General features: G+C 70.6%; 25 protein-coding genes. 15 read left to right on the top strand and 10 right to left on the bottom strand.

Annotated features, from left to right (window positions below; genetic code table 11):
• Nucleotides 1-471 (bottom strand): RidA family protein, encoded by a 471-nt coding sequence (locus tag AC5020_RS08930; RefSeq protein WP_464988023.1) that lies wholly within the window; start codon nt 469-471, stop codon nt 1-3.
• Nucleotides 472-549: 78 nt separating this feature from the next.
• Between AC5020_RS08930 and AC5020_RS08925 the strand changes: the two genes are divergently transcribed.
• The gene (locus AC5020_RS08925; RefSeq protein WP_464988022.1) at nt 550-930 is read left to right on the top strand and encodes a winged helix-turn-helix transcriptional regulator; all 381 of its coding nucleotides are present in this window, start codon (nt 550-552) and stop codon (nt 928-930) included.
• 10 nt (nt 931-940) lie between these two features.
• On the opposite strand, the gene AC5020_RS08920 is transcribed toward AC5020_RS08925, so the two are convergent.
• On the bottom strand, nt 941-1,666 hold the full coding sequence (locus AC5020_RS08920) for an SDR family oxidoreductase (protein WP_464988021.1): 726 nt from the start codon (nt 1,664-1,666) through the stop codon (nt 941-943).
• A gap of 92 nt (nt 1,667-1,758) precedes the next feature.
• Here AC5020_RS08920 and AC5020_RS08915 point away from each other — a divergent pair, with 92 nt between their 5' ends.
• Nucleotides 1,759-2,595 (top strand): LysR family transcriptional regulator, encoded by an 837-nt coding sequence (locus AC5020_RS08915; RefSeq protein ID WP_464988020.1) that lies wholly within the window; start codon nt 1,759-1,761, stop codon nt 2,593-2,595.
• Between the two features lie 95 nt (nt 2,596-2,690).
• Here AC5020_RS08915 and AC5020_RS08910 read toward each other — a convergent pair whose 3' ends face one another.
• Both AC5020_RS08910 and soxR read right to left on the bottom strand, forming a co-directional pair.
• The gene (locus AC5020_RS08910) at nt 2,691-3,320 is read right to left on the bottom strand and encodes a superoxide dismutase (protein ID WP_464988019.1); all 630 of its coding nucleotides are present in this window, start codon (nt 3,318-3,320) and stop codon (nt 2,691-2,693) included.
• A gap of 83 nt (nt 3,321-3,403) precedes the next feature.
• Nucleotides 3,404-3,865: a redox-sensitive transcriptional activator SoxR gene (gene soxR / locus AC5020_RS08905; protein WP_377018061.1), complete on the bottom strand. Its 462-nt coding sequence runs from the start codon at nt 3,863-3,865 to the stop codon at nt 3,404-3,406.
• 147 nt (nt 3,866-4,012) lie between these two features.
• On the opposite strand from soxR, the gene fdxA reads away from it, so the two are divergent.
• The 3 genes from fdxA to AC5020_RS08890 all read left to right on the top strand — a co-directional run bounded on the left by fdxA (nt 4,013) and on the right by AC5020_RS08890 (nt 5,983).
• The gene (fdxA, locus tag AC5020_RS08900) at nt 4,013-4,342 is read left to right on the top strand and encodes a ferredoxin (protein WP_377018060.1); all 330 of its coding nucleotides are present in this window, start codon (nt 4,013-4,015) and stop codon (nt 4,340-4,342) included.
• 79 nt (nt 4,343-4,421) lie between these two features.
• Nucleotides 4,422-4,829: a YciI family protein gene (locus AC5020_RS08895; RefSeq protein ID WP_464988018.1), complete on the top strand. Its 408-nt coding sequence runs from the start codon at nt 4,422-4,424 to the stop codon at nt 4,827-4,829.
• Nucleotides 4,826-5,983 carry an RNA polymerase sigma factor gene (locus tag AC5020_RS08890; protein ID WP_464988017.1) on the top strand — a complete coding sequence of 386 codons (1,158 nt, stop codon included), beginning with the start codon at nt 4,826-4,828 and terminating at the stop codon, nt 5,981-5,983. Before AC5020_RS08895 ends, AC5020_RS08890 begins: the two co-directional genes overlap by 4 nt.
• A 7-nt stretch (nt 5,984-5,990) precedes the next feature.
• Here the strand turns inward: AC5020_RS08890 and AC5020_RS08885 are convergent, their stop codons facing one another.
• From AC5020_RS08885 to AC5020_RS08875, 3 genes are all read right to left on the bottom strand, one after another.
• Nucleotides 5,991-6,692: a TetR/AcrR family transcriptional regulator gene (locus AC5020_RS08885; RefSeq protein WP_464988016.1), complete on the bottom strand. Its 702-nt coding sequence runs from the start codon at nt 6,690-6,692 to the stop codon at nt 5,991-5,993.
• On the bottom strand, nt 6,692-6,988 hold the full coding sequence (locus AC5020_RS08880) for a hypothetical protein (protein ID WP_464988015.1): 297 nt from the start codon (nt 6,986-6,988) through the stop codon (nt 6,692-6,694). The genes AC5020_RS08885 and AC5020_RS08880 overlap by 1 nt, the downstream gene beginning before the upstream one ends.
• A gap of 109 nt (nt 6,989-7,097) precedes the next feature.
• Entirely contained in the window at nt 7,098-7,829 is a 732-nt protein-coding gene (locus tag AC5020_RS08875) for a GAF and ANTAR domain-containing protein (RefSeq protein WP_464988014.1), read from the bottom strand.
• Between the two features lie 360 nt (nt 7,830-8,189).
• Between AC5020_RS08875 and AC5020_RS08870 the strand changes: the two genes are divergently transcribed.
• The 4 genes from AC5020_RS08870 (at nt 8,190) to AC5020_RS08855 (ending at nt 11,165) form a co-directional block, all read left to right on the top strand.
• Nucleotides 8,190-8,693, top strand: coding sequence for a hypothetical protein (locus tag AC5020_RS08870; RefSeq protein ID WP_464988013.1), 504 nt, complete (start codon nt 8,190-8,192; stop codon nt 8,691-8,693).
• 65 nt (nt 8,694-8,758) lie between these two features.
• Complete coding sequence (locus tag AC5020_RS08865) at nt 8,759-9,616, top strand: DUF4097 family beta strand repeat-containing protein (protein ID WP_464988012.1); 858 nt, start codon at nt 8,759-8,761, stop codon at nt 9,614-9,616.
• A complete protein-coding gene (locus tag AC5020_RS08860) occupies nt 9,613-10,404 on the top strand; it encodes an ABC transporter ATP-binding protein (protein WP_464988011.1) in 792 nt (263 codons plus the stop codon). Before AC5020_RS08865 ends, AC5020_RS08860 begins: the two co-directional genes overlap by 4 nt.
• On the top strand, nt 10,401-11,165 hold the full coding sequence (locus tag AC5020_RS08855; protein ID WP_464988010.1) for an ABC transporter permease: 765 nt from the start codon (nt 10,401-10,403) through the stop codon (nt 11,163-11,165). The genes AC5020_RS08860 and AC5020_RS08855 overlap by 4 nt, the downstream gene beginning before the upstream one ends.
• Before the next feature lie 16 nt (nt 11,166-11,181).
• Here the strand turns inward: AC5020_RS08855 and manA are convergent, their stop codons facing one another.
• Together manA and AC5020_RS08845 are read right to left on the bottom strand one after the other, a co-directional pair.
• Complete coding sequence (gene manA, locus AC5020_RS08850) at nt 11,182-12,399, bottom strand: mannose-6-phosphate isomerase, class I (RefSeq protein ID WP_464988009.1); 1,218 nt, start codon at nt 12,397-12,399, stop codon at nt 11,182-11,184.
• Nucleotides 12,399-14,162: a class I mannose-6-phosphate isomerase gene (locus tag AC5020_RS08845; protein ID WP_464988008.1), complete on the bottom strand. Its 1,764-nt coding sequence runs from the start codon at nt 14,160-14,162 to the stop codon at nt 12,399-12,401. Before AC5020_RS08845 ends, manA begins: the two co-directional genes overlap by 1 nt.
• Nucleotides 14,163-14,236: 74 nt before the next feature.
• On the opposite strand from AC5020_RS08845, the gene AC5020_RS08840 reads away from it, so the two are divergent.
• The 6 genes from AC5020_RS08840 to AC5020_RS08815 all read left to right on the top strand — a co-directional run bounded on the left by AC5020_RS08840 (nt 14,237) and on the right by AC5020_RS08815 (nt 22,731).
• On the top strand, nt 14,237-15,139 hold the full coding sequence (locus AC5020_RS08840) for an ROK family protein (RefSeq protein ID WP_464988007.1): 903 nt from the start codon (nt 14,237-14,239) through the stop codon (nt 15,137-15,139).
• A gap of 230 nt (nt 15,140-15,369) precedes the next feature.
• Complete coding sequence (locus AC5020_RS08835; RefSeq protein WP_464988006.1) at nt 15,370-16,668, top strand: ABC transporter substrate-binding protein; 1,299 nt, start codon at nt 15,370-15,372, stop codon at nt 16,666-16,668.
• The gene (locus tag AC5020_RS08830; protein ID WP_464988005.1) at nt 16,668-17,567 is read left to right on the top strand and encodes a carbohydrate ABC transporter permease; all 900 of its coding nucleotides are present in this window, start codon (nt 16,668-16,670) and stop codon (nt 17,565-17,567) included. The genes AC5020_RS08835 and AC5020_RS08830 overlap by 1 nt, the downstream gene beginning before the upstream one ends.
• Before the next feature lie 16 nt (nt 17,568-17,583).
• Nucleotides 17,584-18,390, top strand: coding sequence for a carbohydrate ABC transporter permease (locus AC5020_RS08825; protein WP_464988004.1), 807 nt, complete (start codon nt 17,584-17,586; stop codon nt 18,388-18,390).
• Between the two features lie 49 nt (nt 18,391-18,439).
• On the top strand, nt 18,440-21,553 hold the full coding sequence (locus AC5020_RS08820) for a glycoside hydrolase family 38 N-terminal domain-containing protein (protein ID WP_464988003.1): 3,114 nt from the start codon (nt 18,440-18,442) through the stop codon (nt 21,551-21,553).
• Complete coding sequence (locus AC5020_RS08815) at nt 21,550-22,731, top strand: glycoside hydrolase family 76 protein (protein ID WP_464988002.1); 1,182 nt, start codon at nt 21,550-21,552, stop codon at nt 22,729-22,731. The genes AC5020_RS08820 and AC5020_RS08815 overlap by 4 nt, the downstream gene beginning before the upstream one ends.
• A 1-nt stretch (nt 22,732) precedes the next feature.
• On the opposite strand, the gene AC5020_RS08810 is transcribed toward AC5020_RS08815, so the two are convergent.
• On the bottom strand, nt 22,733-23,770 hold the full coding sequence (locus AC5020_RS08810) for a LacI family DNA-binding transcriptional regulator (protein WP_464988001.1): 1,038 nt from the start codon (nt 23,768-23,770) through the stop codon (nt 22,733-22,735).
• Nucleotides 23,771-23,777: the final 7 nt, after the last annotated feature.

Here is a 23,777-nt window from a genome sequence, read left to right as displayed (position 1 = left end):
TCAGTGTGCCAGCAACGCCGTGGCACCGATAGGCCGACCGGCGTATCCACCGGACCTCACTCGGTCGAGTATCGCCTCGGCCTCGACCTCCACCAGCACATCGGGCTCGAAGAGGTAGTCCACGCCGATGGCCGACAAGGGCGGCAGCGGCTGCGGGAGGTCCAGCTCCTCGGCCACACCGTCGATGCCGGCGGCGAACTGCGGGTACTTCTCCGGCTGCCAGTCGGTCACGTAGAAGCGCAGACGCACCACGTCGGCGAAGCTCGCCCCCGCGGCGGCCAGTCCCCGCGCCGTGCTGCGCAGCGCGTGGGCCATCTGGCCGGCCAGATCCCCGGTGGCGATCTTGTTGCCCTGCGCATCACGCGCGATCTGTCCGGCGATGTGCACGTGGCGGCTGCCGGTCGCGACGGAGACGTGGTGGTAGGGGACGGGCTGGAACATGCCTTCGGGGCTGAAGAGCTCGACGCTCATGGCAGGGCCTTTCTGGAGGCGATCAGGTATCGCATGACTACCTGGTCGAAGCGGGCCACTTCAACGAGACTAGGTGTCATGGACGAAACCACCCAGCTCACCGCCACCCCGCCCCAGATCTCCGCTGAGCACCGGGAGCTGCTGGACGAGATCCTCGACAAGTGGTCGCTGCTGGTGCTCGACCGGCTCTGCGAGAGCCCGCGGCGATTCAACGAGCTGCGCCGGTCCATCCCGGCCGTCTCGCAGAAGTCGCTGACGGCGACGCTGCGCCGCCTCGAGCGCAACGGCATGGTCGATCGCATCGTGCTCTCCACGCGCCCGGTGGCGGTCGAGTACCGCATCTCCGCACTGGGGTCGACGCTCCAGGACCTCGTCGATTCGCTGCTGGCCTGGGCATCGACGACACTTCCGCACGTCGAGCAGTCCCGAGCGGTGTTCGACGGCGAGGATCAGGGCTGAGGCCGTTCCCTCACCACGGAATGGGACCGCTGTCGTTGAAGAATCCGCCGCGGGGCCCGTCGTCGGGCAGGGTCGCCAGGTGGATCGCGATGGCCGCCCCCTCCTCCGGCATCCGCGAGGAGCTGTGGCCGGTGAAGTCGGTGGCGACGTAGCCGGGACACGCGGCGTTCACGATGATCTTCGTGTCGGCGAGCCGTCGCGCGTACTGAGCGGTCAGGCTGTTGAGCAGCGTCTTCGACGGGGCATAGGCGGCCAGCTGGGGTCCGCTCTGCAGTGTCAGTGAGCCCATGTCGCTGGACATGTTCACGATCCGTGGCGAGGTGGCGCGATGCAGCAGTGGCAGCATCGCGTTGGTGACTCGGACGGGACCATAGGCGTTGGTCTCCATCACGGTTCGCAGGACGTCCAGGTCCAGCGTCGTCGGGTCCTGGGCCCCGCCATCCGCCCTGCCGCTGATGCCCGCGTTGTTCACGAGGACGTCCAGCTGCCCCGCGACACGGTCGATCGTGTCCGCCGCGGCGGCGACGCTGGCCTCGGAGGTGACATCGAGGGCGACTCCGAACGCGTCGATCCCCGCCGAGCGCAGGTTTTCGACGGCGTGCTCGCGGCGTGCATCGTCGCGAGCTCCGACGGCGACCGAGAAGCCGGCCGCCCCCAGGCCCTGAGCTATGGCGAAGCCGATTCCCTTGTTCGCGCCGGTGACGAGCGCAGTCTGTGCAGTCTTGGTGGTGTTCATGCTCGCCATCCTCTGCGGGCGGAGCCGGCGGCGTCCAAGACCGATGTGGCCGCCCGTGATACCCGCGAGGTATGAGCAGTAGGCTCCGTGGTGTGGATGACCTCGAGACGCGTGAGCTGCGCTATTTCCTCGCCGTCGCGACGGAGCTGCACTTCGGGCGCGCGGCCGAGAGGCTGGGTATCGCGCAGCCACCGCTGTCGAGAGCGATCGCTCGCCTCGAGCGCCGACTCGGGGTCCAGCTCTTCGATCGGGACCGACGGGGCGTGGCGCTCACGAGAGCCGGGACGGGCCTGCTCCAGGACGCCCAAGCGGCGTTGGACGCCGTCTCCGCCGCGGGGCGCCGGGCCCGACGTGCCGGGAACCCCGACCGCACACTCGTTCTCGCCACCAAGGCCGGCGCCTCCCACGAGCTGCTCGACCGATTGCTGGACACAGCGCCCTTCCCCGTCGAGGTGCTCCTGTGCGAGGTGGGTGAGCAGGCGCGGCTGCTCCGCGACGGAAGCGCCGACGTCGCACTCATGCACCGGCCGTTCGACGATCTGGCGGGTTTCGGCACCGAGGACCTCCTGACCGAAGGGCAGGTCGCCGTCCTCCCCGCGGCGCACCCGCTCGCCGCTCGGGATCAGCTCGCGATGGCGGAGGTGCAGGCGGTCCCGGATCTCCCGATCGTCCGGTGGCCGCGCCTGGACGGCTCGTATCCCGAGGGTCCCGGCCCGGAAGCGCGAAACCAGTCCCAGCTCTCCCAGCTCGTCGCGCTCGGCAGGGCGCTGCTGGTCATCCCGGCGTCCAGTCGCGCGTGGCAGTGGCCCTCGCACGCAGCGATCCCGGTGACCGACGCCACCGAGGTCACCACGGTGCTCGCCTGGCCGTCGGACAGCCGCTCGCAGGAGGTCGCCGCGTTCGTACGTAACGCCGGCGGACTCGACTGACAACGAGCCACGCGCGACCATGCGAAGCGGCCGGCCCCGCTGTGGGGACCGGCCGCCGGCGATGGTGTGTCGATCCGTCGGATCGACGCGTGTGATCAGGCCTGGGGGACGACCAGACCGGAGGCGCTGGAGCGGGCGGTCTCGAACCGCTTGGCCACATCGGCCCAGTTCACGATGTCCCAGATCGCCTTGACGTAGTCCGCCTTGACGTTCTGGTAGTCGAGGTAGAAGGCGTGCTCCCACATATCCAGCTGGAACAGCGGGATCGTCGCCACCGGCACCCCGTTCTGCTGATCGTAGAACTGCTCGATCACCAGGTTGCCGCCGGCCGGCTCGTAGGCCAGCACGGCCCAGCCCGAGCCCTGGATGCCCAGCGCCGCCGCGGTGAAGTGCGAGCGGAACGCATCGAAGGAGCCGAAGTACTCATCGATCGCGGAGGCCAGTTCACCGGTGGGCTTGTCCCCACCTTCCGGGGAGAGGTTCTTCCAGAAGATCGAGTGGTTCGTGTGGCCACCGAGGTTGAACGCGAGGTCCTTGGAGAACTGGTTGATCGAGGTGAAGTCACCCGACTCCCGGGCCGCCGCCAGACGCTCCAGCGCCGTGTTCGCGCCCTTGACGTAGGTCGCGTGGTGCTTGGAGTGGTGCAGCTCCATGATCTGCCCCGAGATGGACGGCGCGAGAGCCCCGTAGTCGTAATCGAGATCCGGAAGCGTGTATTCCGCCATGATCAGTCCTTTCGGTGAGGGATGCCTCGACCTTAGAACCTCGAGCGGGCTTGAGGTCAAGGCGTCTCACGTCGGCCCGGCGCTCAGCTCTCCGGGATGTCATCGAGCCGTCGCGGGCCGGATCCGGTCGCGGCGAGGGCGTCATCCGGATTCAGCAGCGCGCAGGCCCGCAGCGAGAGGCATCCGCAGCCGATGCAGCCGGTCAGCTCGTGCTCGAGGCGCTCGAGGCCGCGCCGGCGCTCCTCGAGCTGGCTCTTCCACCGGCGGGAGGCGCGCTGCCAGTCGGCGTGCGAGGGCGTGCGCTCCATGGGGACGTCGCCGAAGGCCTCGTGCACCTCGGACAGCGGCATGCCCAGACGTTTGGCGACGGTGATCAGGGAGACCCGGCGCAGCATGTGGCGCGCATAGCGACGCTGGTTCCCCGCGGTGCGCACCGAGGCGATGAGGCCGAGATCCTCGTAGTAGCGCAGGGCGGAGACGGCGACCCCGGTGCGACGGCTCATCTCTCCGATGGTCAGCAGCTCGTCGGGTTCGTGCGCGTCCACGGGCACCTCCTCGTTCCGTGTCAGCCGGGTCGTCTCGTGGTGTGTCGGATCGTGTCCCAGTGTGTCCACGCGCGTCTCCCCCGCTTGACCTCAAGTGCACTTGAGATCTTACGGTGCGGGAAGATTCGACCGGGAAGGACGCTCAGCGTGACCTATGTGATTGCACTGCCCTGTGTGGACGTGAAGGACCGCGCCTGCGTGGACGAATGCCCCGTTGACTGCATCTATGAGGGCGACCGGATGCTCTACATCCAGCCCGACGAGTGCGTCGACTGCGGCGCCTGCGAACCCGTCTGCCCCGTGGAGGCGATCTTCTACGAGGATGACACGCCGGACCAGTGGGCCGACTACTACAAGGCCAACGTCGAGTTCTTCGACGATCTCGGCTCCCCCGGCGGCGCGGCCAAGATGGGCGTGATCCACAAGGACCACCCGCTCGTGGAGGCGCTGCCGCCGCAGGAGAACCCGCTGGAGTAGATGTCGAGAGCCGGCCATCGGTTCCGTCCCCCGGGTGAACGCGGCCACAATGGGCCGCACACCCGAGAGGACACCCACCATGGCCAAGTACCTGATGCTCAAGCACTACCGCGGGGCCCCGGCCGCCGTGAACGACGCGCCCATGGACCAGTGGACGCCGGACGAGGTCGACGCCCACGTGCAGTATATGGACGACTTCGCCGACCGGCTGCGGGAGACCGGCGAGTACGTGGGCTCCGGGGCGCTGGCTCCGGAGGGAACCTTTGTCCGATATGGCGGGGAGGGGAAGCCGCCGGTGACCGACGGACCCTTCGCCGAGACCAAGGACCTCGTCGCCGGAGGGATGGTCATCGACGTCGACAGCTACGAGCGGGCGCTCGAGCTGGCCGGTGAGCTCTCCGCCGCCCCCGGCAAGGGCGGCGAGCCTATCCACGAGTGGCTCGAGCTGCGCCCGTTCCTCGGGGAGCACGCACCGGGCGCCGAGTGAATCCACCCGCGCTGGACGAGGCCGAGCTCCGAGAGCTCGTGCCCGCCGTCCTCATCGCCCTCCGCCGCCGCGGCGCCGATTTCGCGGCGGCGGAGGACGCCGTGCAGGAGGCCCTGCTCGAAGCGCTCACCGCCTGGCCGCAGAGCCCACCCCGGGACCCGAAGGCCTGGCTGGTCACGGTGGCGTGGCGGAAGTTCCTCGACGCCGCCCGCTCCGAGACGTCCCGACGGCGCCGGGAGGCGGCCGACGCCGACGCCCCACCGTCGGGCCCGGTGGCGTCGGCCGACGAGACGCTGCAGCTGTACTTCCTGTGCGCGCACCCGTCACTGACCGCGTCGTCGGCGATCGCGCTGACGCTGCGCGCGGTGGGAGGTCTCACCACCAGGCAGATCGCCGCGGCATACCTGGTGCCCGAGGCGACGATGGCGCAGCGCATCTCCCGTGCCAAGCGCACGATCGCGGGCTCGCGGCTGGATCGGCCCGGTGACGTCGCCACGGTGCTGCGGGTGCTGTACCTGATCTTCACCGAGGGCTATTCGGGCGATGTGGACCTCGCGGCCGAGGCGATCCGGCTGGCCCGGCAGCTGCACGCCGCGGTGGATCATCCGGAGGTCGCCGGGCTGCTCGCACTCCTGCTGCTCCATCACGCACGATGCCCGGCCCGAGTCACCGCGACCGGCGCGCTGGTCCCCCTCGCCGAGCAGGATCGCACCCTGTGGGACACCGCCACGATCGCCGAGGGCGTCGCGATCCTGCAACGGGCCCTGGCCCGTGACCGGCTCGGTCCGTTCCAGGCCGAGGCCGCGATCGCCGCCCTGCATGCCGACGCCCCGAGGGCGGAGGAGACCGATTGGCTGCAGATCCTTCAGTGGTACGACGAGCTGCTGCGGTTCTCCGACACGCCGATCATCCGCCTGAACCGGGCCGTCGCCCTCGGGGAGGCCGACGGGCCCCGCGCCGGGCTCGCGGCTCTCGCCGAGCTCGACCCGGCCCTGCCCAGATACGCCGCCGTCTCCGCGCACCTGCACGAACGCTGCGGGGACGTGGCCACGGCCGCGCGGCGGTACGCCGAGGCCGCGGCAGCGGCCACCAATGTCGCCGAGCGCGACCATCTCATCAAGCAGGCGGCCCGGCTGAACTCCGCTCCGGACTGACGCGGCCTCAGCCCGCCTGCAGCATCAGCCGCACCAGCTTCCCGAGATCAGACATCGGGGCGTCGTCCCGCATCGCGCTCTGCATGGTGCGCACGGTGCGCTCGCGCATCGCATGGCTGAGCACCAGGGCGACCATCGTCCGGGCCGCGAAGGCCGGCTCGACCCCTTCCTGGAGGAAGCCGCGCTCGTCCAGAGCCGCCAGGCACTGCTCCAGCACGTGCTCGTGCACCCGGCGCAGGCGCGCCACCCGGAACCGACCTGGATGGTCGGAGCTGATCACGTTGGCGTCCAGCGTCGCCAGCAGCTGGATCGGCGTGCACCCGGGGTGCCAGAACCTGGCCAGTCCCCGCAGCAGCGTGTCCGGATCGGTGCCGAGCTGATCGATCTCGTCCAGGGCCTCCTGTGCGTGGGCCTCGAGGAGATCGATGACGCCGTCCAGCAGCGCTTCCTTCGACGCGAAATGGTGCAGCATCCCGGGATGGGAGATGCCGACCCGGGCCGCGATGTCACGCAGGCTGGCGCCGTAGTACCCGTACTCGGCGAACATCTCCGCCGCGCCCTCGAGGATCTTCTCGCGGCGCGAGGAGCGCTTCTCGGTGGTCGGTGGCGCCGCGGGGGCCTGCACAGTCGCCGTCACCGCTGCGGCCGTATCGACCGGGAGGGCGGCATCCTCGGGCGGGACCACGGCCGCTGAGTCGACGCCCGCCATCAGAGCACGCTCAGCGCCGGGACGTCACTGCTGGGTGAGCAGTCGGGGAAGGGTTCCGGAGGGAGCAGGAGGTGCACGGGCTCCAGGACGGAGCGCAGTTGAGCCACGCCCGTCGTCTCGATGTGACGGGCCTCGGTGAGGTCGATCGTCACCTGGAGGGGGCCGAGAGCGCATGCCCGTCGGGCCAGCGGGAGGAGAGTCTGCTGGGTATCTTCGGTGAGGCACCCGGTGACGAGGAGCCGGATCTCGCGGGCATCCACATCAGCACGAACGGTGACCGAGATTCTGTGGGTCATGGCGGGCCTTCTTGCGCATCACGAACGACGCGGCCCCATGCTTGACCAGCGAAAAGGATTCTACCAGCGGTCCATATCAGATCGAACCCAGCTGTGGTTCAGACCATCCTCAGGCGTCGAAGTGCGTGTTCGGCTCCGCGGGGTCGAGCTTGGTTACGAGTTCCGCGGCCAGCTCGCGCAGCTTGACGTTGCGATGACTCGAGGCCGCCTTGAGGATCGCGACCGCCTCTTGCTGCGCGCACCGGTTCTGGGCCATGACGATGCCCACCGCCAGATCGATGACTGTTCGCGATTCCATGGCGGCGTGAAGATCCTTCTCGGTCTCCCGCAGTCGCGCCATCCGCACTGCCAGCCGCAGCGCGTTCGAGGCCTGGCGGACCTCGTGCTCGAGCAGCTCGACCTTCTCGGGACCGAAGTCGTTCGGCGTCGGGGAGTAGATGTTCACGACCGCGAATCCTTCTTCGCCGAGCTCGAACGGGATCCCCAGCACCGAACGGACACCCTCCTTCGAGGCGATGGCGTGATACTCGGGCCACCGAGTGTCGTCCTGCGTATCGCCGACGCGGATGATGGTGTGCTCGCGGATCGCCGCCAGGCAGGGTCCGTCGGAGAAGCTGGTCTGCGTCTCATCCAGCGCCTCGGCCTGAGGGCTGGAGGCGGCTGCTGTGGCCGCTCTCTTCTCGCGCAGGAGGCTGACTGCGCACCACGCGGTTCCCTCGCCGTCCGAGAGCCGCTCGGCCAGAAGAGACGTGAACTCCCCGAGGAAGCTCGTGATGTCTTCGCTGTCCAGCAACAGCTGCTGAACAGAATTCGCAGGAGCGCCCGCGCCGTGGTCCGGCATGCATCGTCCGTCCCGTTGTAGGCCGGCCGACAAGCCGCCGACCGGTGACGACCATGGTCGACCTTCCCAGCTTACGCTCCGGCGCTCGCACCGGAGGGGCGGCGTGAGCAGTCCGACAGCGCGGAGGTCGGGGAGGAGACGGAGACATTCTTGTCACCGGGATCGGACCGGCGGACCCCGAAATCCTGGCCGCTGCCTCGAAGACTGCGGGCACGCGGCACGCTAGGGAGACTCTCCGCGCGGACCGAACACATGGTCGGGCCTCCGCGTACTGACGGCCAGCAGTCCCCGGTGCCGTGCATGAGCCCGCGGCCACAACGCCCCCTTACACTGACGTCACAATGGTGTCATAGTGGTGTCATGGACGTGAACCGATACGTCGACGAGCTGCAGCACCAGCTCGCCACCGCCGCGGCCGCCGGGGGCGAGGACGCCCGCGAACTCGCCGATCGCCTCACCGCCCCACTCGATGCCGCTGTCCGCCTGGTGCTGCTGCAGGCCCTCTCCGACGCCGCCGGGGAGATCTCCGCCGAGCTCGCGCCCGGCGCGGTCGACGTGCGCCTGCGCGGCGGCGAGCCCGAGTTCGTGGTGGATCCGCCGGCCGCCCCGTCCCCTGGCCACGAGCCCGAACCCGCACGTGGCCACAACGAACCGGTCGTGGACGTGGAGAGCGCCGCCACTTCCCGCACCACCCTTCGCCTGCCCGATCACCTCAAGAGCCAGACCGAGGTCGCCGCCGCCCGCGACGGCGTCTCGGTGAACACCTGGCTCGTGCGCGCCGTCGCCGCAGCCCTCGAACAGCACGCCGGCCGGCCCACCGCACGGCAGGGATCCGGCAGGCGCCTGACCGGCTGGACACACTGAGTCGCGCCGCTTGACACCACCTGGCCCCGCCTGACACCACACGACACCGCCTCTGGAGCTACCCCATGCCCACTTTCAGTGCCTCCGGCCCGATATCCCTGACCGTCGAGGTCCCCTTCGCCACCGTCCACGTCGTCGCCTCCGAGCGGGAGGACGTCGTCGTGACCGTGCTGCCTGCCGATCCGGGCACGTCCGGCAGCGTCCGCGCCGCCGAGGAGATCACGGTCGATCAGCGCGGCGATGCCGTCGCCATCGCCCACCCCGGCGCCTGGAAGCAATACCTGAACCCTTTCGCGGCCGGCACGGCGAGCATCACCGTCGAGCTGCCCGCGGGCTCCGCCGTCCGGGGCAAGAGCGGTTCGCTGGTGGCCGAGGGTCCGCTCGGCACCGTCGAGATGGCATTGACCAGTGGTGATGCCCGACTCGACGATGCCGGGCGCGTGGACCTCACAGTCTCCGCCGGCTCCGTTATCGCCGGTCGCCTCGACGGCCCGGCCACCATCACGGCCGGCGCCGGCTCGGTGCGGGTCGGCGAGATCGGCGGCGAAGGGACCCTCCGCGCCAGCAACGGGACCATCACTGTCGCCAGTGTCAGCGGGTCCCTCGAGATCCGCGGCGCCCACGGCGACATCTCCGTCGCCCACCTTCGCGGCGACCTGGTCGCGAAGTCCTCGCACGCTGGCATCCGCATCGGCAGATTCGCCAGCGGGACCGCCACCCTAACCACGTCCTACGGATCCCTCGAGGTGGGCGTTCCCGAGGGGACAGCCGCCCATCTCGACGTCGAGACCGAACACGGGTCCGTGCGGAACCGGCTCACGCCCACCGACGGGCCCGCAGACCACGAGACCACCGCCCAGCTCACCGCGAGCACCCGCTACGGCGACATCGTCGTCCAGCGCCCTGAGAGGAACACCCCATGACTGCCCAGCCGGCACAGCCCATACAGCCCGCCCTGAGCGTGCGGGGCCTGAAGAAGTCGTTCGGCGACATGCCGGTCCTGCGCGGCGTCGACCTCGAGGTCGCGCCCGGCAGCATCGTCGCTCTGCTCGGCTCCAACGGCGCCGGCAAGACCACCCTCGTGCGGATCCTGGCGACGCTGCTCAGCGCCGACGCGGGACGCGCCACCGTCCACGGGTACGACGTCGCCGCCGATCCCGGCAGGGTCCGCGAGTCGATCAGCCTCACCGGCCAGTTCACCGCGGTCGACGGCGTCCTCACCGGCCGCGAGAACCTCGTGCTGGTCGCCCGGCTGCGCCATCTGCCCGAGCCCGGCGCGATCGCGGACGACCTGCTGGCGCGGTTCTCCCTCACCGAGGCCGGCGCGCGCCCCGCCTCCACGTACTCGGGCGGGATGCGCCGCCGCCTCGACATCGCGATGAGCCTGATCGGTGACCCGCCGATCCTGTTCCTCGACGAGCCCACCACGGGCCTGGATCCGCAGGCCCGGATCGAGGTGTGGCAGACCATCGCCCAGCTCGCCCACGGCGGCACCACCGTGCTGCTGACCACGCAGTATCTCGACGAGGCCGAGCAGCTCGCCGACCGCATCGCGATCCTGCACGAGGACCGGATCATCCGCAGCGGGACCCTCGCCGACCTCAAGCGGCTGCTGCCGCCCGCCGAGGTCGAGTACGTCGAGAAGCAGCCCTCACTCGAGGACGTGTTCCTCTCCCTCGTCGGACCCACCGCAGACAAGGACGAGTCATGACCGCCCACTTCCTGGCCGACACCCGTGCCCTGACGGGCCGCTCGCTGCGCCACATCCTGCGCAGTCCCGACACCATCATCACCACGGCCGTCACCCCGATCGCCATGCTGCTGCTGTTCGTGTACGTGTTCGGCGGCGCCATCGACATCGGCTCGGACGGGTCGTACGTGGACTACCTGCTGCCCGGCGTCCTGTTGATCACGGTCGCCTCGGGCGTGGCCTACACGGCCTACCGCCTGTTCCTGGACATCCAAGGGGGCATCGTCGAGCGACTCCGTTCGATGCCCATCGCCCGCTCCAGCGTCCTGTGGGCGCACGTGCTGACCTCCGTGATCGGCATCCTCGCCTCCCTCGCGATCGTGGTGGCCGTGGCGCTGCTGCTGGGGTTCCGCAGCGGCGCCTCCGTCCTCGCCTGGCTCGCGGCGGCGGGGATCCTGGTGCTCTTCACGCTGGCGCTGACCTGGATCGCTGTGATCGCAGGGCTGTCGGCGAAGAGCGTCGACGGGGCGAGCGCGTTCAGCTACCCGCTGATCTTCCTGCCCTTCGTCTCCTCGGCCTTCGTGCCGACGTCCTCGATGCCCGGTCCCGTCGCCTGGTTCGCGGAGAACCAGCCCGTCACCGCCGTCGTGGACACGCTGCGGGCGCTGCTGGCCGAGCAACCCGTCGGCGGGGACATCTGGGTGGCCCTGGCCTGGCTCCTGGGCGCTCTCGTGATCGCCTGGGCCGGGGCCGCGGCGATCTACCGCCGGAAGGTCCGCTGAGCCGCAGGTTGGCGGGTCAGCTCGCGGTCGTCACCAGCGCGATCCGGCCGGTCCCGGACACGTGCAGCGAGCACTCATCGGGAGTGATGAACAGGGCCTGGCCGCGGGTCGGGGCGGCGCTCTCGTGCCGGCCGCGCAGCTGCGGGGCGCCGTCCAGGACGAGGGCGATCCCCGGGCCGTTCAGCTCGGCGGAGACCTCGCCGTCGGCCGGTGCGCTCAGCACGCTGAGCTGGAAGTCGGGTTCGTCGGGACGGTAGATCGCCACGCCCTCGGCGGGCTGCTCCGCCGTGTGGACGGGTCCCGGGGTCTCCGCGAAGCGCGTGATGCGCTGGAGCTCGTCGACGTCGAGATGTTTTCCCGTCAGGCCCGCGCGCACGACGTTGTCGGAGGCGGCCATGACCTCGACGGCGAGGCCCCGCAGATAGGCGTGGACGTTGCCCGGCGGCAGGTAGACGGCCTGGTCCCGCTCGAGGGTGACGCGGTTCAGCAGCAGGACGACCAGCAGCCCGGGATCACCGGGCCGGGCGGCGGCGATCTCGGCCAGGGTGGTGATCTCGGCGGCGAACTCCCCGTCCACGGCCGGCTCGGCGACCGCGGCCGTGACAGCGTCCAGCAGCGGCGCAGCGGCGGTGTCGTCGAGGAACTGCGCCATGACCTGCCGCAGGGCGGGCTCCGTCGGCCCTTCGAGCTGCGCGGCCAGCTGGGTCAGGATGCGCTGGGCATCCGGCCGGTGGGCGGCTCGCTCGCTCAGCTCGGTGAGCAGCCGCCGAGTGCGCTCGAGAGGCCGGAACCCCGCCAGCGCGTCGAAAGGATCCTCGAGGGCGAGCGCGATCTCGGGTTTGTGCCGGGGATCCTTGTAGGTGCGCACCGGGCTGTCGACGGGAACGCCCCGGGCGTTCTCCGCCTCGAACCCCTCCCGGGCCTGCTCAGCATCGGGGTGAACCTGAATGGACAGCGGCTCGCCGGCGGCCAGCAGCTTCATGAGGAACGGCAGCTCGTCACCGTCGCGGTCAGCACCCAGCGTGCGCTCCGGCTCGGCCGCGATCCAGGCATCGAGGTGCTCGTGACCGCCGGTACGGGAGGGGTCGAGGATGCGGCTGGGGCACAGCGGGTGCGCACCCAGCCACAGCTCTGCCTCCGGGTACCCGCTGGGAGCGCGTCCGAGGAACTCCGGGATGAGCGTGCGTGATCCCCAGGCATAGGGCCTGGGCTCGTTCGTGATCTCGACGAACATCAGCGCCGACGCATCTCGGTGCCGCGCACGGACGCCTTGACCGTCGCGTGCTCGCCCTCGCCGAGCGGACGGATCCGGTACCGGCCCACCTCGGCGGGGACGATGAAGGTCTCCGCGTAGTGCACGGTGAAGCGGTCGAAGGCTCCGTCGGGGCTCTCGATGACCGCTTCGGTGCCCTGGACCAGGTTCAGCACGTTCACGGTGCCCTCGGTGTCGTGCTCGACGGGCGCGGTGAACCAGTGCCGGCGCACCTCGATGAACTCGAGTTCATGCAGCCCGGTGCGCTCCTCGCGCCAGCCGTCCCCCTCGGCCACGGGCTCGACGGGGTTGACCAGCTGCTCGCGGATCCACTCCGTGTCGCGGTCCCATTGGACGTTGGCCATGGCGTGGTCGAGGTGGATCGGGCGCGGGATGCCGTCCAGGCCCACCCGGCCCCAGTCCCACATCTTGAAGGTGAAGATGTACGGCGTCGCGGAGATCTCCAGCACCATCGATCCGGCGCCGGAGGCGTGCACGGTCCCGGCCGGGATCGCGAAGTGGTCGTGCGCCTGCGTCGGGAAGGTGTTGACGTACTCCTCCGCCTCGAAGGGCGCCTCCCCTGTCTCCGCGCGGCGCAGCGCGGCCTCCATCTCCCGGGGGTCGATGCCGGACTTGAGCCCGAGGTAGACCTTCGCGTCCTCGTCGGCGTCGAGCATGTAGTAGCTCTCGTCCTGGGTGTAGGTCATGCCGAAGGTCTGCTTGATGTATTCCGTCAGCGGGTGGACCTGCAGCGACAGGTTCCCGCCGCCGATGGTGTCCAGGAAGTCGAAGCGGATCGGGAACTCCGCGCCGAAACGGGCGAAGGTCTGTGGGCCGAGCAGCTCGCGCGGGTGGCTGATCACCACGTCAAGGGCGGGGATCTCGAGCACCTCGGAGCCGACGGACAGCAGCAGGCTGTTCTCCTCCGGGACGCAGTCGAAGCACCAGGCGTAGTTGGCGGCCTCAGGATCCAGACCGCAGACCTCCTTCATCCACTGACCGCCCCAGACCCCGGGATCGAAGAACGGCACCACCCGGAAGGGGCGCCGCGCGGCAGTCTCCAGGCCCACACGGAGGGCATCACCGGTGGTCAGCTTGACCTCATCGACGGAGGCATTGGCGTCCAGCAGGAAATCCAGGTGATCGAACAGGCTCAGCTTGTGGCGGTCGGCCGTGCGCCATTCGACGAAGTAGCCGCGCTTGAACTTCCGCAGTGCGTCGTCCTCGCCGTTGCCCGCGCGCCAGTTGCCCCCGCCCCGGCGGAAGCGCTGCTGGATCTCCCAGCGCGCCAGATCGGCCAGCACCAGGGTCGCCGGTTCCAGCGGGACCAGCGCCGCGCCCCACCCGATCAGCACGTGCTGGAGGGGATCACCGACGACGCGATCGGCCAGCGCCTGCAGGCGAGCGGCGTCGTAGAACTCCTCGAGCCGGTGATGGGACATGATCCCGAAGACCCGGTCGTCGGTGAGGTCGCCCTCGATCTGGGCGGCGATGGTCTCGGGCGGCAGCGCCGCCTCCTCCTCCACGTCGATCACGACGGCCTCCGGCATCGCCTCATCGGCCGCGGCGATCAGGGCCGGAAGGTCGCTGCCGGGATAGGCGTCGATGACGATGGTGCCCCCGTGGGCATGCTCCGCCAGTGCGGTCCAGGCCCCGGATCCCCGCCACGCCTCGTGGCCACCGGGGACCTCGATCACGGGCTGCTTGTCATAGTTGCGCGCCGCGGCGCTGGCTGGGATCCGCATCGTGCTCCTGCTCATCTGCTTGGTATCGTTACCACAGCATGCCACACGCGCCGCGAACACGGAAGGATGGGCCGATGCCCCTCGACCCACAGACAGCGAGCACCGTCACCGCGGTGGACATCGGCGGGACGCACGTCTCCTCCGCCCTCGTCGCGCGGGGGCAGGAGGTCCGTCAGGAACGGCGCGACCCGCTGGACGCCGACGCTGCGGCCGAGGTCATCCTGGACCGCATCGCCGACTGCGCCCGCGAGCACAGCCGCCGCAGCGAGCGGGTCGCGCTCGCCATCCCGGGCCCCTTCGACTACGCGCGGGGCCACGGCGACTTCGAGGGCGTCGCGAAGTTCGCCCAGCTCAGCGGGGTGGACATGCGCGGCGGGCTCGCGGCGCGCTGGGACCGCGATCCCGCATCGGTGCGCTTCGTCAACGACGCCGAGGCCTTCGGCCTGGGTGAATGGGCGGCCGGCGCCGGCGCGCGCGTGGACCGATGTGTGGCCATCACGCTGGGGACGGGGATCGGCAGCGCCTTCGTCGACCGCGGACGCTGCCTCAGCTCGGGGCCCGAGGTCCCGCCCGACGGGAACCTGCACCTCGCCGAGGTCGACGGTGCCCCGGTCGAGTACCTCGTCTCCCGCCGCGCCCTGCGCCAGGCCTATCGCGAGCGCACCGGCCGACCCGCCGACGTCGCGGAGATCGCCGCGTGCGCCCGCACCGGCGACCGTGATGCCATCGCGACCCTCGAGACCGGGATGGACGCCCTCGGCCGCGCCCTGGCTCCCTGGCTGCAGCGTTTCGGGGCGGAGCGCCTGGTCATCGGCGGTTCCATGGCCGCCTCCGAGGATCTGCTGCTCCCGACGCTGCGCCGGAGGCTCGCCGCCTCCATAGGGGGCGAGGAGCAGGTCCCGCACGTGGTGCGCGGCGTGCTGCCCGCCGAGCAGGCGAGCATGATCGGCGCGGTCCTGGGCACGTCGGAGGCCTGACACCCGACGCGTGCGGGTATCGCTACCACCGCGTTACCCGCACCTGACGAGGCGCCTCGGACACCAAGGGGCCATCGGCCCGAGTTTGTCTGCATCTACCTGCAGCATCGGCGCCAACCCCAGACGAGCCCCTTGCGCGCCTTCGCTGTTAACGTTACCTTCGTGCCGTCACTCCGGCGCGGTAGTCCTCTCCGTGCTGCCGATGTGCCCTGAGAGAGATAGGAGCCCCGGTGTCAGCGACGACTCGGATCACCACGCCGGTCAGCAGACGCACCGCACTGTCCGCCGCAGGAGCGGCCGGTGCCGTCGCCCTGCTGCCGGGATGCGCCCGCGGCACGCTCACCCGGGCCGCACCCGGGCCCGACGTGACGCTCAGCAACGACAACCCCACCTGGGCGCCCGGCCTCACCGACGCCGGGGACCTGCTGCGCGAGCAGACCGGCCACGGCATCGCCGTGCGCGCCACTCCCGACGTGAGCAGCTACCAGCAGATCGTGCGCACCTCGGCCCGCACCGATTCGACCACCGACCTGGTCAAGTGGTGGAACGGCTACCGGCTGCGCGACGTGGCCCGCAGCGGCATCTTCGCGGACCTCACGCAGATCTGGGACGAGGCGGAGGCCCAGCAGTGGGTCGACCCCGCGATGAGGGAGAGCTTCAGCGTCGACGGCACGCCCTACGCGGTCCCGCTGCACCAGTCCTACTACGCGATGTTCTACTCGCGGCCGGCGTTCGACAAGCTCGGCCTGCAGCCCCCGCAGACCTGGGACGACCTCCTCGGCGTGGCCGACGAGCTCAAGGCCGACGGCATCACCCCCATCGCCAGCGGCGGCACCAGCACCTGGGAGGCGATCATCTGGTTCCAGCAGCTGGTCAACGGCCTGGACCCGGACTTCTACACCGACCTCACCGAGGGCCGGGCCTCCTACCTCGACGACGTCGCCGTCGAGGCGATGGAGACCTGGGCCGAGCTGTACGACCGCGGCATCTTCTCCCCGCCGGACTTCTCGGTTCCCGAGGTCCCCGGCCGCTTCGAGGAGGCGACGGTGGGGATGAACCTCTACGGCACCTGGAACGCCAACACCTACGTCCAGGCCGGCCTCGGCGACGTCTTCAGACTGTTCATGGTCCCGCCCGTGGACCCGTCGGCCGCGCCGACCATCGTCACCGAGAGCGGGGCGCTGGCCGTCGCCGAGAACGCGCACAAGCGCGAGGAGGCGCTGGCGGTGCTCGGCTCCTGGCTGCGCACCGATGTCCAGCAGGTCTGGGTCGACTTCCTCAACGATCTCTCGGCGAACCTCGAGGCGCTGCCGCCCGTGCCCGCGGTCCAGGAGCTGGCCACGACGGTCGCCGAGACCGCACCGCAGTTCGCCACCCGCTACTGGGAGGCGTCCCCGCCGGTGATGGTCGAGGGCAACGTCCAGGAGCTGGGCGCCTTCATGGCCTCGCCCAGTTCGCACAACGCCACGGCGACGCTGGCGAAGATGCAGAAGCGCGCCGAGGACGAATGGAAGAAGTGGAACCTGTGATGACGACGTCGACCTCCGCCCGACCTGCCGCCCCCACCCGCACCCGGACCACCCGCGGTGTGCTCGCCCTGTTCCTCACCCCGGCCGTCGCCCTGGTGGCCGTCGTGCTGTTCACGCCCTTCGTGGTCACCGTCTACCGCAGCTTCTTCAGCGACAACGGCCTGCAGCGCAGCTGGGTGGGGCTGGAGAACTACGTGACGCTGGTGGGCGATCCGAACTTCGGCCGCTCCCTGGTCAACACGGGCATGTGGACCGTCGGCAGCCTGCTGCTGCCGGTGCTGCTGGGGCTGCTGATCGCGGTGGGCACCAACAACCTCGGCTGGGGGCGCATCGCCCGCTTCGCCGTCGTGCTGCCCTACGCCCTCTCCGGGGCGACCACCGCGATCCTGTGGAACTTCATGCTCGCCACCGACGGGGCGATCAACGACATGCTCGGCATGCTCGGGCTGACCGCCCTGCAGCAGGAATGGCTGCTGCAGTGGCCGATGAACACCATCGTCATGATCCTCGCCTCCACCTGGCAGGCGACCGGGGCGGCGATGATCCTGTTCCTGGTGGGTCTGCAGTCCATCCCGCCGGAGACCATCGAGGCCGGCCGGCTGGACGGGGCCACGGGCCCCCGCATGCTGGTCAGCATCATCCTCCCCCAGCTAAAGCCCATCACCATCGTGGTGGTCGGGATGTCGCTGGTGGCCAGCCTCAAGACGTTCGACATCGTCTGGCTGCTGACCAAGGGCGGCCCCGGCACGGCCTCGGAGACCCTGGCGCTGACGATGTACCGCCAGACGTTCACGCTGAGCCGCTACGGCTACGGGGCCGCGGTCGCCGTGGTCCTGACGATCATCGTGCTCGCCGCCTCCTGGATCTACCTGCGCCGCCAGCTGCGGACGACCGCCTGAGGAAAGGACCCTCGAGATGATCCGACGTCTGCATGGCGCCCTGCTGATCCTGGTGGCGGTGATCTGGCTGATCCCCTCCTACCTGGTCGTGGTCAACTCCTTCACCGCCGCCGACGCCTACTCCGGGCCGAGCTGGTGGTTCGTGTCCTTCGACTTCCTGGCCAACCTGCGCGTGGCCTTCGAGACCGCCGCGATCGGGCAGGCGATGGTCAACAGCTTCCTGTACTCCGCGGGGGCCGGCGTCCTCTCGGTGCTCATCGCCGCACTGGCATCGTTCGCCGTGGTGGTGATGCCCGTGCGGCACCCCGCCATCTGGTTCTGGGCGATCTACGCCGGGACCCTGCTGCCGCTGCAGGTGTTCCTCTCGCCGCTGTTCAACGGGTACGCGGCCACGTCCCTGTACGACACCCAGTACGGGATGCTGCTGATCTACACGACCCTGGCGATCCCCTTCGCCTTCTTCGTGGTGCGCAACTACATGACCACCGCCCCGAAGGAGATGATGGAGGCCGCCCAGCTGGACGGGGCGAGCTGGATCGTGATGTTCCTGCGCATCCACCTGCCCCTGGCCCGCGGCGCCCTGATCGCCGCGTTCCTGTTCCAGTTCCTGGCCACCTGGAACGACCTGCTGTTCGGGATCACCCTCTCGACCAGCCCCAACGTGCGACCGTTGATGGCGGCCCTGGCGGAGCTGAACGGTCAGTACGCCGGCCTCGGCCCGCCGGTCATCCTGGCGGCGGGGATCATCGCCTCGCTGCCGACGGTGATCCTGTTCCTGTCCTTCCAGCGGTTCTTCGTCGGCGCCCTGCGCCTGGCGCCCTGAGCACCGCTGGCCCCCGACCCACCGCACCTGACGACGATTGGTCCCCTCGATGACAACCGCACTGGTCAAAGACGAACCCTGGTCCCTCGACCGAGCCCGCGCCGGGCTCGTCGACCGCGCCGTGGCCGCCGAGGCCGTCCTCGGCGGCCGCCGCCTCCGCGCTCTCCCCGAGCCCCTGCTGCGTCGCGTCGACGGGCGCATGCACCAGTCGATCCGCCTGCTGATCGACGGCGAAGTCGACCCCGGACACATCCGCCAGGTCCGCCTGCGCGAGGCCGACGGGTCGTCGGTCCCCGTGCAGACCCTGCCCGGGCCGGCCGGCAGCGTCCGCGCGCTGGTCCCGGCCACCGAGGAGACCCGGCAGATCACCCTGGAACTGCCGGACCTGGGCGCCGACGCCGCCGTGACCCTCGAGCAGGCCCCGGTGCGCGAATGGTCCATCCACCTGGTCCAGCACTCGCACTACGACATCGGGTACACCGATACGCAGGGCATCGTGATGCGCGAGCAGCTGAACTTCTTCGACTCCTGCGTGGAGTTCGCCCGCGCCTCCCGCGACCTGCCCGCCGAGGCGCAGTTCCGGTGGACCGTGGAGGCGCTCGAACCGTTCGTGGCCTGGATCGAGTCCCGGCCCCGCGCGCACGTCGAGGCGTTCATGGATCTGGTCCGGGCCGGGCAGATCGAGCTGACGGCTCTGCCCTACAACCTGCACATGGACACCTGCTCCACCGATGAGCTGCACGAGCTGCTGCGCATCCAGCGCGACCTGCGCCGCGAGCACGGCGTGGAGATCCACTCCGCCATGCAGACCGACGTGCCCGGCCAGCCCGTCGGCCTGCCCGCGGCGCTGGCCCAGCAGGACATCTCCTACCTCTCGGTGGCGCACAACTGGGCCGGCCGCTCGGTGCCCCAGCTGATCGGCGGCCAGCATCTGCCGCGCCTGTTCCGGTGGGCCTCCCCCTCCGGCGAGAGCGTGCTGGTGTGGATGACCGACTCCCCGCACGGCCTGGCCTACATGGAAGGCGCGAACGTGGGCCTGTCCAGCGACTACGACAGCGTCGAGGAGTACCTCCCGGCCTACCTCACCTCGCTGGCGACCAACGGCTACCCCTACGCCCCGGGCGCCTTCGGCTGGCACGGCCCGGCGGTGGAGGACCGCGAGCCGTACCCGCACGACATCCTGCACATGCGGGTCCTGGGCCGGCACAGCGACAACGCCCCGCCCACGCTGCTGCAGTCGCGCATCGTGGAGCAGTGGAACCGGACCTGGGACTTCCCGCGGCTGCAGATGTCCACCCACACCGACTTCTTCCGCGCCGCCGAGGAGCGCGTGGGAGAGCAGATTCCCACTCTCACCGGCGACTGGGGCGACTGGTGGGTCGAGGGCATCGGCAGCGGCGCGCGCCCGCAGGCCATGGCCCGCCGCGCCCAGGCGCTGCTGACCGACGCCCAGCTGGTCAGCGCCGTCGGCAGCGAGCTCGGCGGCGAGTCGATCCCCTCCGAGCCCGAGCGTGCGCGCCGGCTGCACGAGGAGATCTCGCTGTTCAACGAGCACACCTGGGGCGCCTCGGATCCCTGGACCACCGCTGACACCGGGCGGAATGCCGGCGAGGAGCAGTGGCACTGGAAGTTCGCCCGGGCCCTGGAGGCCCGTGACGATGCTGAGCTGCTGCTGGACACGGCGGCCGCGCACGCCGGCGTCGGCCTCCGGGAGGACCCGGAGGCGATCGCCACGTTCGCGGCGATCAACCCCACCTCTCTGGTGCAGAGCGGCACCGCCTCGCTGTTCATCAGCGAGGCCCGCTCCCCGCTGGATCAGCCGCTGGTGGTGCGCGATTCCCGCACCGGCGAGGCGCTCCCCCACGAGGCCGTGCCGCAGACCAACCCCGACAACCGCGCCGCCGGGCACTTCCTGCGGGTGCGGGTGCCGGACGTGCCGGCAACGGGCGCCGTGCGCCTCACCGCCGAACTCGGCCCGACCGAGCAGCCCGAGGAGCCGGCCCCGTCGGACACCGGCACTGTCCTGGAGAACGAGCACCTCCGCGTCGAGGTCGACCTCGCCCGCAGCTGCATCGCCTCGATCCTCGACAAGGCCACCGGCCGCGAGCTCGTCGCCCAGGACGCCGTGGTGGGCATGAACGCCTACCTCTACGACACGTACACCTCGGCGCCCGGCTACAACCATCAGTCGAACAAGACCTCCTCCTCCGAGGAGCTCGAGCTGCTGGGCAGCCGCAGCCTCGCCAAGCCCGCGGTGCTGCTGGAGCACACCAGCACCCCCGTCGAGCAGCGCCTGACCTACGAGTTCCCGGCCGACGGGGTGGACTGGGCGCGGGTGACCCTGCGCCTGCCCCGCGACTCAGCGCACGTGGAGATCGAGAACCGGCTGGCCAAGCCCACCACGATGACGAAGGAGAGCGCCTTCTTCGCCTTCCCCTTCGCCCTCGACGCGCCGCGCACGCGCTACGAGATCACCGGCGGGGTGACCGGCCCGGACCTGCCCGAGGTGCCCGGTGCCCCGCAGCACATGAAGGCGATCCGTGACTGGGCGACCTTCGAGGACGAGTCCCTGGCGGTCGCCTGGTCCACGGCCGACGCGCCGCTGGTCCACCCCGAGGTGGTCGCGTTGCCCTACGCCCCGTTCCCCGAGAGCATGTCGCCCCGCCAGCCGGGAACCGTGTACTCGTGGATCCACAACAACGTGTGGGACACCAACTTCCCCGTCGAGCAGGCCTTCGAGACCACGTTCCGCTACGCGATCGGCGTGCGCCGCGCTGGCGAAGACGTCTCCACGCCCGCTTTGGCGCACCGGACGGCCTCGCAGCTGACCCATCCCCTGCTCGGGGTGCTCGCCACCGGCGGGCAGGGCGGCGCAGCCGCTGCCCCGGCCGAGTGGTCGCTGTTGGAGCTGGACGACGACCGGGTGCGCCTGATCGGCGTGACACCGGGCGGGAGGACGGGCACCCGCCTGGTGCGTCTGCAGTCCTATGCCGAGGAGCCCGTCACCGTGCTCCTCCGCCCGACCGGCACGGTCGCCGCCGCGCACCGTGCCACCTATCTGGGTGATCCGCTCGCCGACCTCAGCGTCGGCGAGAGCGGGATCGCCGTGGACCTCGCACCGTGGGAGATGACCGCGGTGCTGCTGACAAGGAGCGATTCATGACCCGCGTGCCCCGACCCTCCCGCCGTTCGCTGACCCTCGGACTCGGTGCCACGGGCCTTGCCGCGATGCTGCCGTGGGCGGCGGCGCCCGCCTCGGCCGCTCCCGCCCGCGGCCGCTGGCGCCGGCGCGCCGCGGACACCTACGCCGCCATGCAGCGCCACACGTATCTGCCCGAGCAGCGACTCCACCTCGAGGAGAAGGGCGAGGCCGGCGACCCGTACGCCTTCGTGTGGACCGCGAGGGAGACCGCCGCAGCCACCGTCGACCTCGACCGGCTCCCGCCGGCCGGCACACGCTACGGCACCGATCTCGAGGCACGCTTCGACGCCCTCGAGCACTACTGGGACGATGAGAGCGGGTCGTACGCCTCCTATCCGGTGCCGCCGCTCGGTGCGGGCGGTGACTCCTACTTCGACGACAACGCGGTGATCGGCCTCGAACAGATCCGCCGCTACCGGATCACGCAGGATCCCGACGCCCTCGCCGCCGCCGAGCGCATCTTCGAGTTCCTCCCCCGCGCCTGGGACCCTGCCGGCGGCATGCACTGGGTCGACGCCGACTGGAACCCCCATCGCGGGGCCACCAACGTCACCTCCCTGACCTCGGAGCTGGCCGCGCACCTGTACGAGCTGACCGGGGACGAGCAGTACCTCGAGTGGGCCCACCGCACGTGGAGCTGGGTGCACGAGACCATGCGCCGCGGGCCCGGCCTCTACGCCAACAGCATCGACACCGACGGCAGCGTCAACGAGACGCTGTGGACCTACAACTCCGGTGCGATGATCGGGGCGGCGGCGCTGCTGCACCGCACCACCGGGGAGGCCTCCTACCTCGAGGCCGCCCGGGAGGACCTGCGCGGGGCGCTGGACCACTGGGGCGCGCAGGAGACCCTGTACGCCCAGCCGGTCATCTTCAACGCGATCCTGTTCGCCAACCTGCTGCTGTCGACCACCGTCGTGCCGGAGACCCTGAGCGAGATCGAAGGCGTCATGGAGCCCTACGCCCAGCGGCTCTGGGACGAGAACCGGGACGCCGAGAGCGGCCTGTTCTCCTTCCAGGCCGGAGGCGGCGGCGCGCCGGATCCGTCCGCCACCGCGCAGACCCTGCACCAGGCCGGGGCGATCCAGGTGTTCGCCCTGCTCGGCTGGAGGCCGAAGGACTACCCGCTGGCGACCTGAGTCAGACCGGTGCGGCGGAGCTGCGGCGGCGCGTACGGATCCGGGTGGGAAGCTCGATCGTGCGCGTCGGCCGGTCCGTCCGCTTGCCCTGCAGGCGCATGACCAGCAGCTCCGCGGCGGTCCGGCCGAGCTCGCGGGCGTCGTGGGTGACGATCGAGATGTCCCCGGGGACCAGCTCCTCGAGGTCGAAGTCGTCGAACCCTGCCAGCCGGACCTCATCGAACAGGTCCACGCCCCGCTCGCGGCCGGCGGCGTGGACGGCCTTCACCACGCCGACCATGTTGCGGTTGTTGGCGCTGAAGAAGGCCGTCGGCGCCTCCTCGAGCGCGAGCAGCTCCCCGGCGGCGACCTCGGCGGCGCGCACGTCCTGCTGCGCCCGGCGCACCAGCTGCGCCAGCACCGGGACGCCCGCGGCGCGGTGGGCCCGCTCGAAGCCCTCGTACCGCCGCTGACCGGTGAAGACGGAGAGCGCGTTGCCCATGAAGGCGATGCGCCGGTGGCCCTCGGCCAGCAGCTGCGCGGTGGCCTCCTCCGCCCCGCGGATGTCGTCGACCAGCACGGAGTCGACGTCGACCCCGTCCTCCCGGCGCGAGGCGAGGACCAGCGGCACGCCGTGACGCTGCTCAGGCTGGAGGTGCTCGGTAGAGCCGCCCGCGGGGACCACGATGAGCCCTTCGGCCTGCCGGCCCACGAAGTCCGCGACTAGCGTGGCCTCCTGCGCCACGTCCTCGTGCGAGATGCCGACGAGCACCCGTCGGCCGTCCTCCCCGAGGATCTCCCCGATGCCGTCCAGCAGCTCGGCGTAATAGGGGTTGGTGAGGTTCGTGATCACCACGCCCACCAGGCCGCTGCGGTGGCCGGGGCGCAGGCTGCGCGCATTCTCGTTGCGCCGGTAGCCCAGCGCACGGGCGGAGGCTTCGACCTTCTCCCGCATCCCGGGGCTGACGTTCCCGGTGCCCGACAGCGCGCGGGAGACCGTCATCGCGCTCACGCCGGCATGACGCGCCACGTCGCTGATCGTCGGGTGCGAAGAAGCCATGCGGCCA

It is taken from the genome of Brachybacterium sp. SYSU DS0246 (assembly GCF_059391765.1).
Note: the sequence above shows the minus strand (reverse complement) of the source record. Positions and strands in the feature narration are given on the sequence as shown.

Bases quoted from the DNA above. Each gene is read 5' to 3' on its own strand.
- AC5020_RS08930 (WP_464988023.1), bottom strand. From the start codon at position 471: ATGAGCGTCGAGCTCTTCAGCCCCGAAGGCATGTTCCAGCCCGTCCCC.
- AC5020_RS08925 (WP_464988022.1), top strand. From the start codon at position 550: ATGGACGAAACCACCCAGCTCACCGCCACCCCGCCCCAGATCTCCGCT.
- AC5020_RS08920 (WP_464988021.1), bottom strand. From the start codon at position 1,666: ATGAACACCACCAAGACTGCACAGACTGCGCTCGTCACCGGCGCGAAC.
- AC5020_RS08910 (WP_464988019.1), bottom strand. From the start codon at position 3,320: ATGGCGGAATACACGCTTCCGGATCTCGATTACGACTACGGGGCTCTC.
- AC5020_RS08895 (WP_464988018.1), top strand. From the start codon at position 4,422: ATGGCCAAGTACCTGATGCTCAAGCACTACCGCGGGGCCCCGGCCGCC.
- AC5020_RS08885 (WP_464988016.1), bottom strand. From the start codon at position 6,692: ATGGCGGGCGTCGACTCAGCGGCCGTGGTCCCGCCCGAGGATGCCGCC.
- AC5020_RS08880 (WP_464988015.1), bottom strand. From the start codon at position 6,988: ATGACCCACAGAATCTCGGTCACCGTTCGTGCTGATGTGGATGCCCGC.
- AC5020_RS08875 (WP_464988014.1), bottom strand. From the start codon at position 7,829: ATGCCGGACCACGGCGCGGGCGCTCCTGCGAATTCTGTTCAGCAGCTG.
- AC5020_RS08870 (WP_464988013.1), top strand. From the start codon at position 8,190: ATGGACGTGAACCGATACGTCGACGAGCTGCAGCACCAGCTCGCCACC.
- AC5020_RS08865 (WP_464988012.1), top strand. From the start codon at position 8,759: ATGCCCACTTTCAGTGCCTCCGGCCCGATATCCCTGACCGTCGAGGTC.
- AC5020_RS08860 (WP_464988011.1), top strand. From the start codon at position 9,613: ATGACTGCCCAGCCGGCACAGCCCATACAGCCCGCCCTGAGCGTGCGG.
- AC5020_RS08855 (WP_464988010.1), top strand. From the start codon at position 10,401: ATGACCGCCCACTTCCTGGCCGACACCCGTGCCCTGACGGGCCGCTCG.
- manA (WP_464988009.1), bottom strand. From the start codon at position 12,399: ATGTTCGTCGAGATCACGAACGAGCCCAGGCCCTATGCCTGGGGATCA.
- AC5020_RS08845 (WP_464988008.1), bottom strand. From the start codon at position 14,162: ATGCGGATCCCAGCCAGCGCCGCGGCGCGCAACTATGACAAGCAGCCC.
- AC5020_RS08840 (WP_464988007.1), top strand. From the start codon at position 14,237: ATGCCCCTCGACCCACAGACAGCGAGCACCGTCACCGCGGTGGACATC.
- AC5020_RS08830 (WP_464988005.1), top strand. From the start codon at position 16,668: ATGACGACGTCGACCTCCGCCCGACCTGCCGCCCCCACCCGCACCCGG.
- AC5020_RS08825 (WP_464988004.1), top strand. From the start codon at position 17,584: ATGATCCGACGTCTGCATGGCGCCCTGCTGATCCTGGTGGCGGTGATC.
- AC5020_RS08820 (WP_464988003.1), top strand. From the start codon at position 18,440: ATGACAACCGCACTGGTCAAAGACGAACCCTGGTCCCTCGACCGAGCC.
- AC5020_RS08815 (WP_464988002.1), top strand. From the start codon at position 21,550: ATGACCCGCGTGCCCCGACCCTCCCGCCGTTCGCTGACCCTCGGACTC.
- AC5020_RS08810 (WP_464988001.1), bottom strand. From the start codon at position 23,770: ATGGCTTCTTCGCACCCGACGATCAGCGACGTGGCGCGTCATGCCGGC.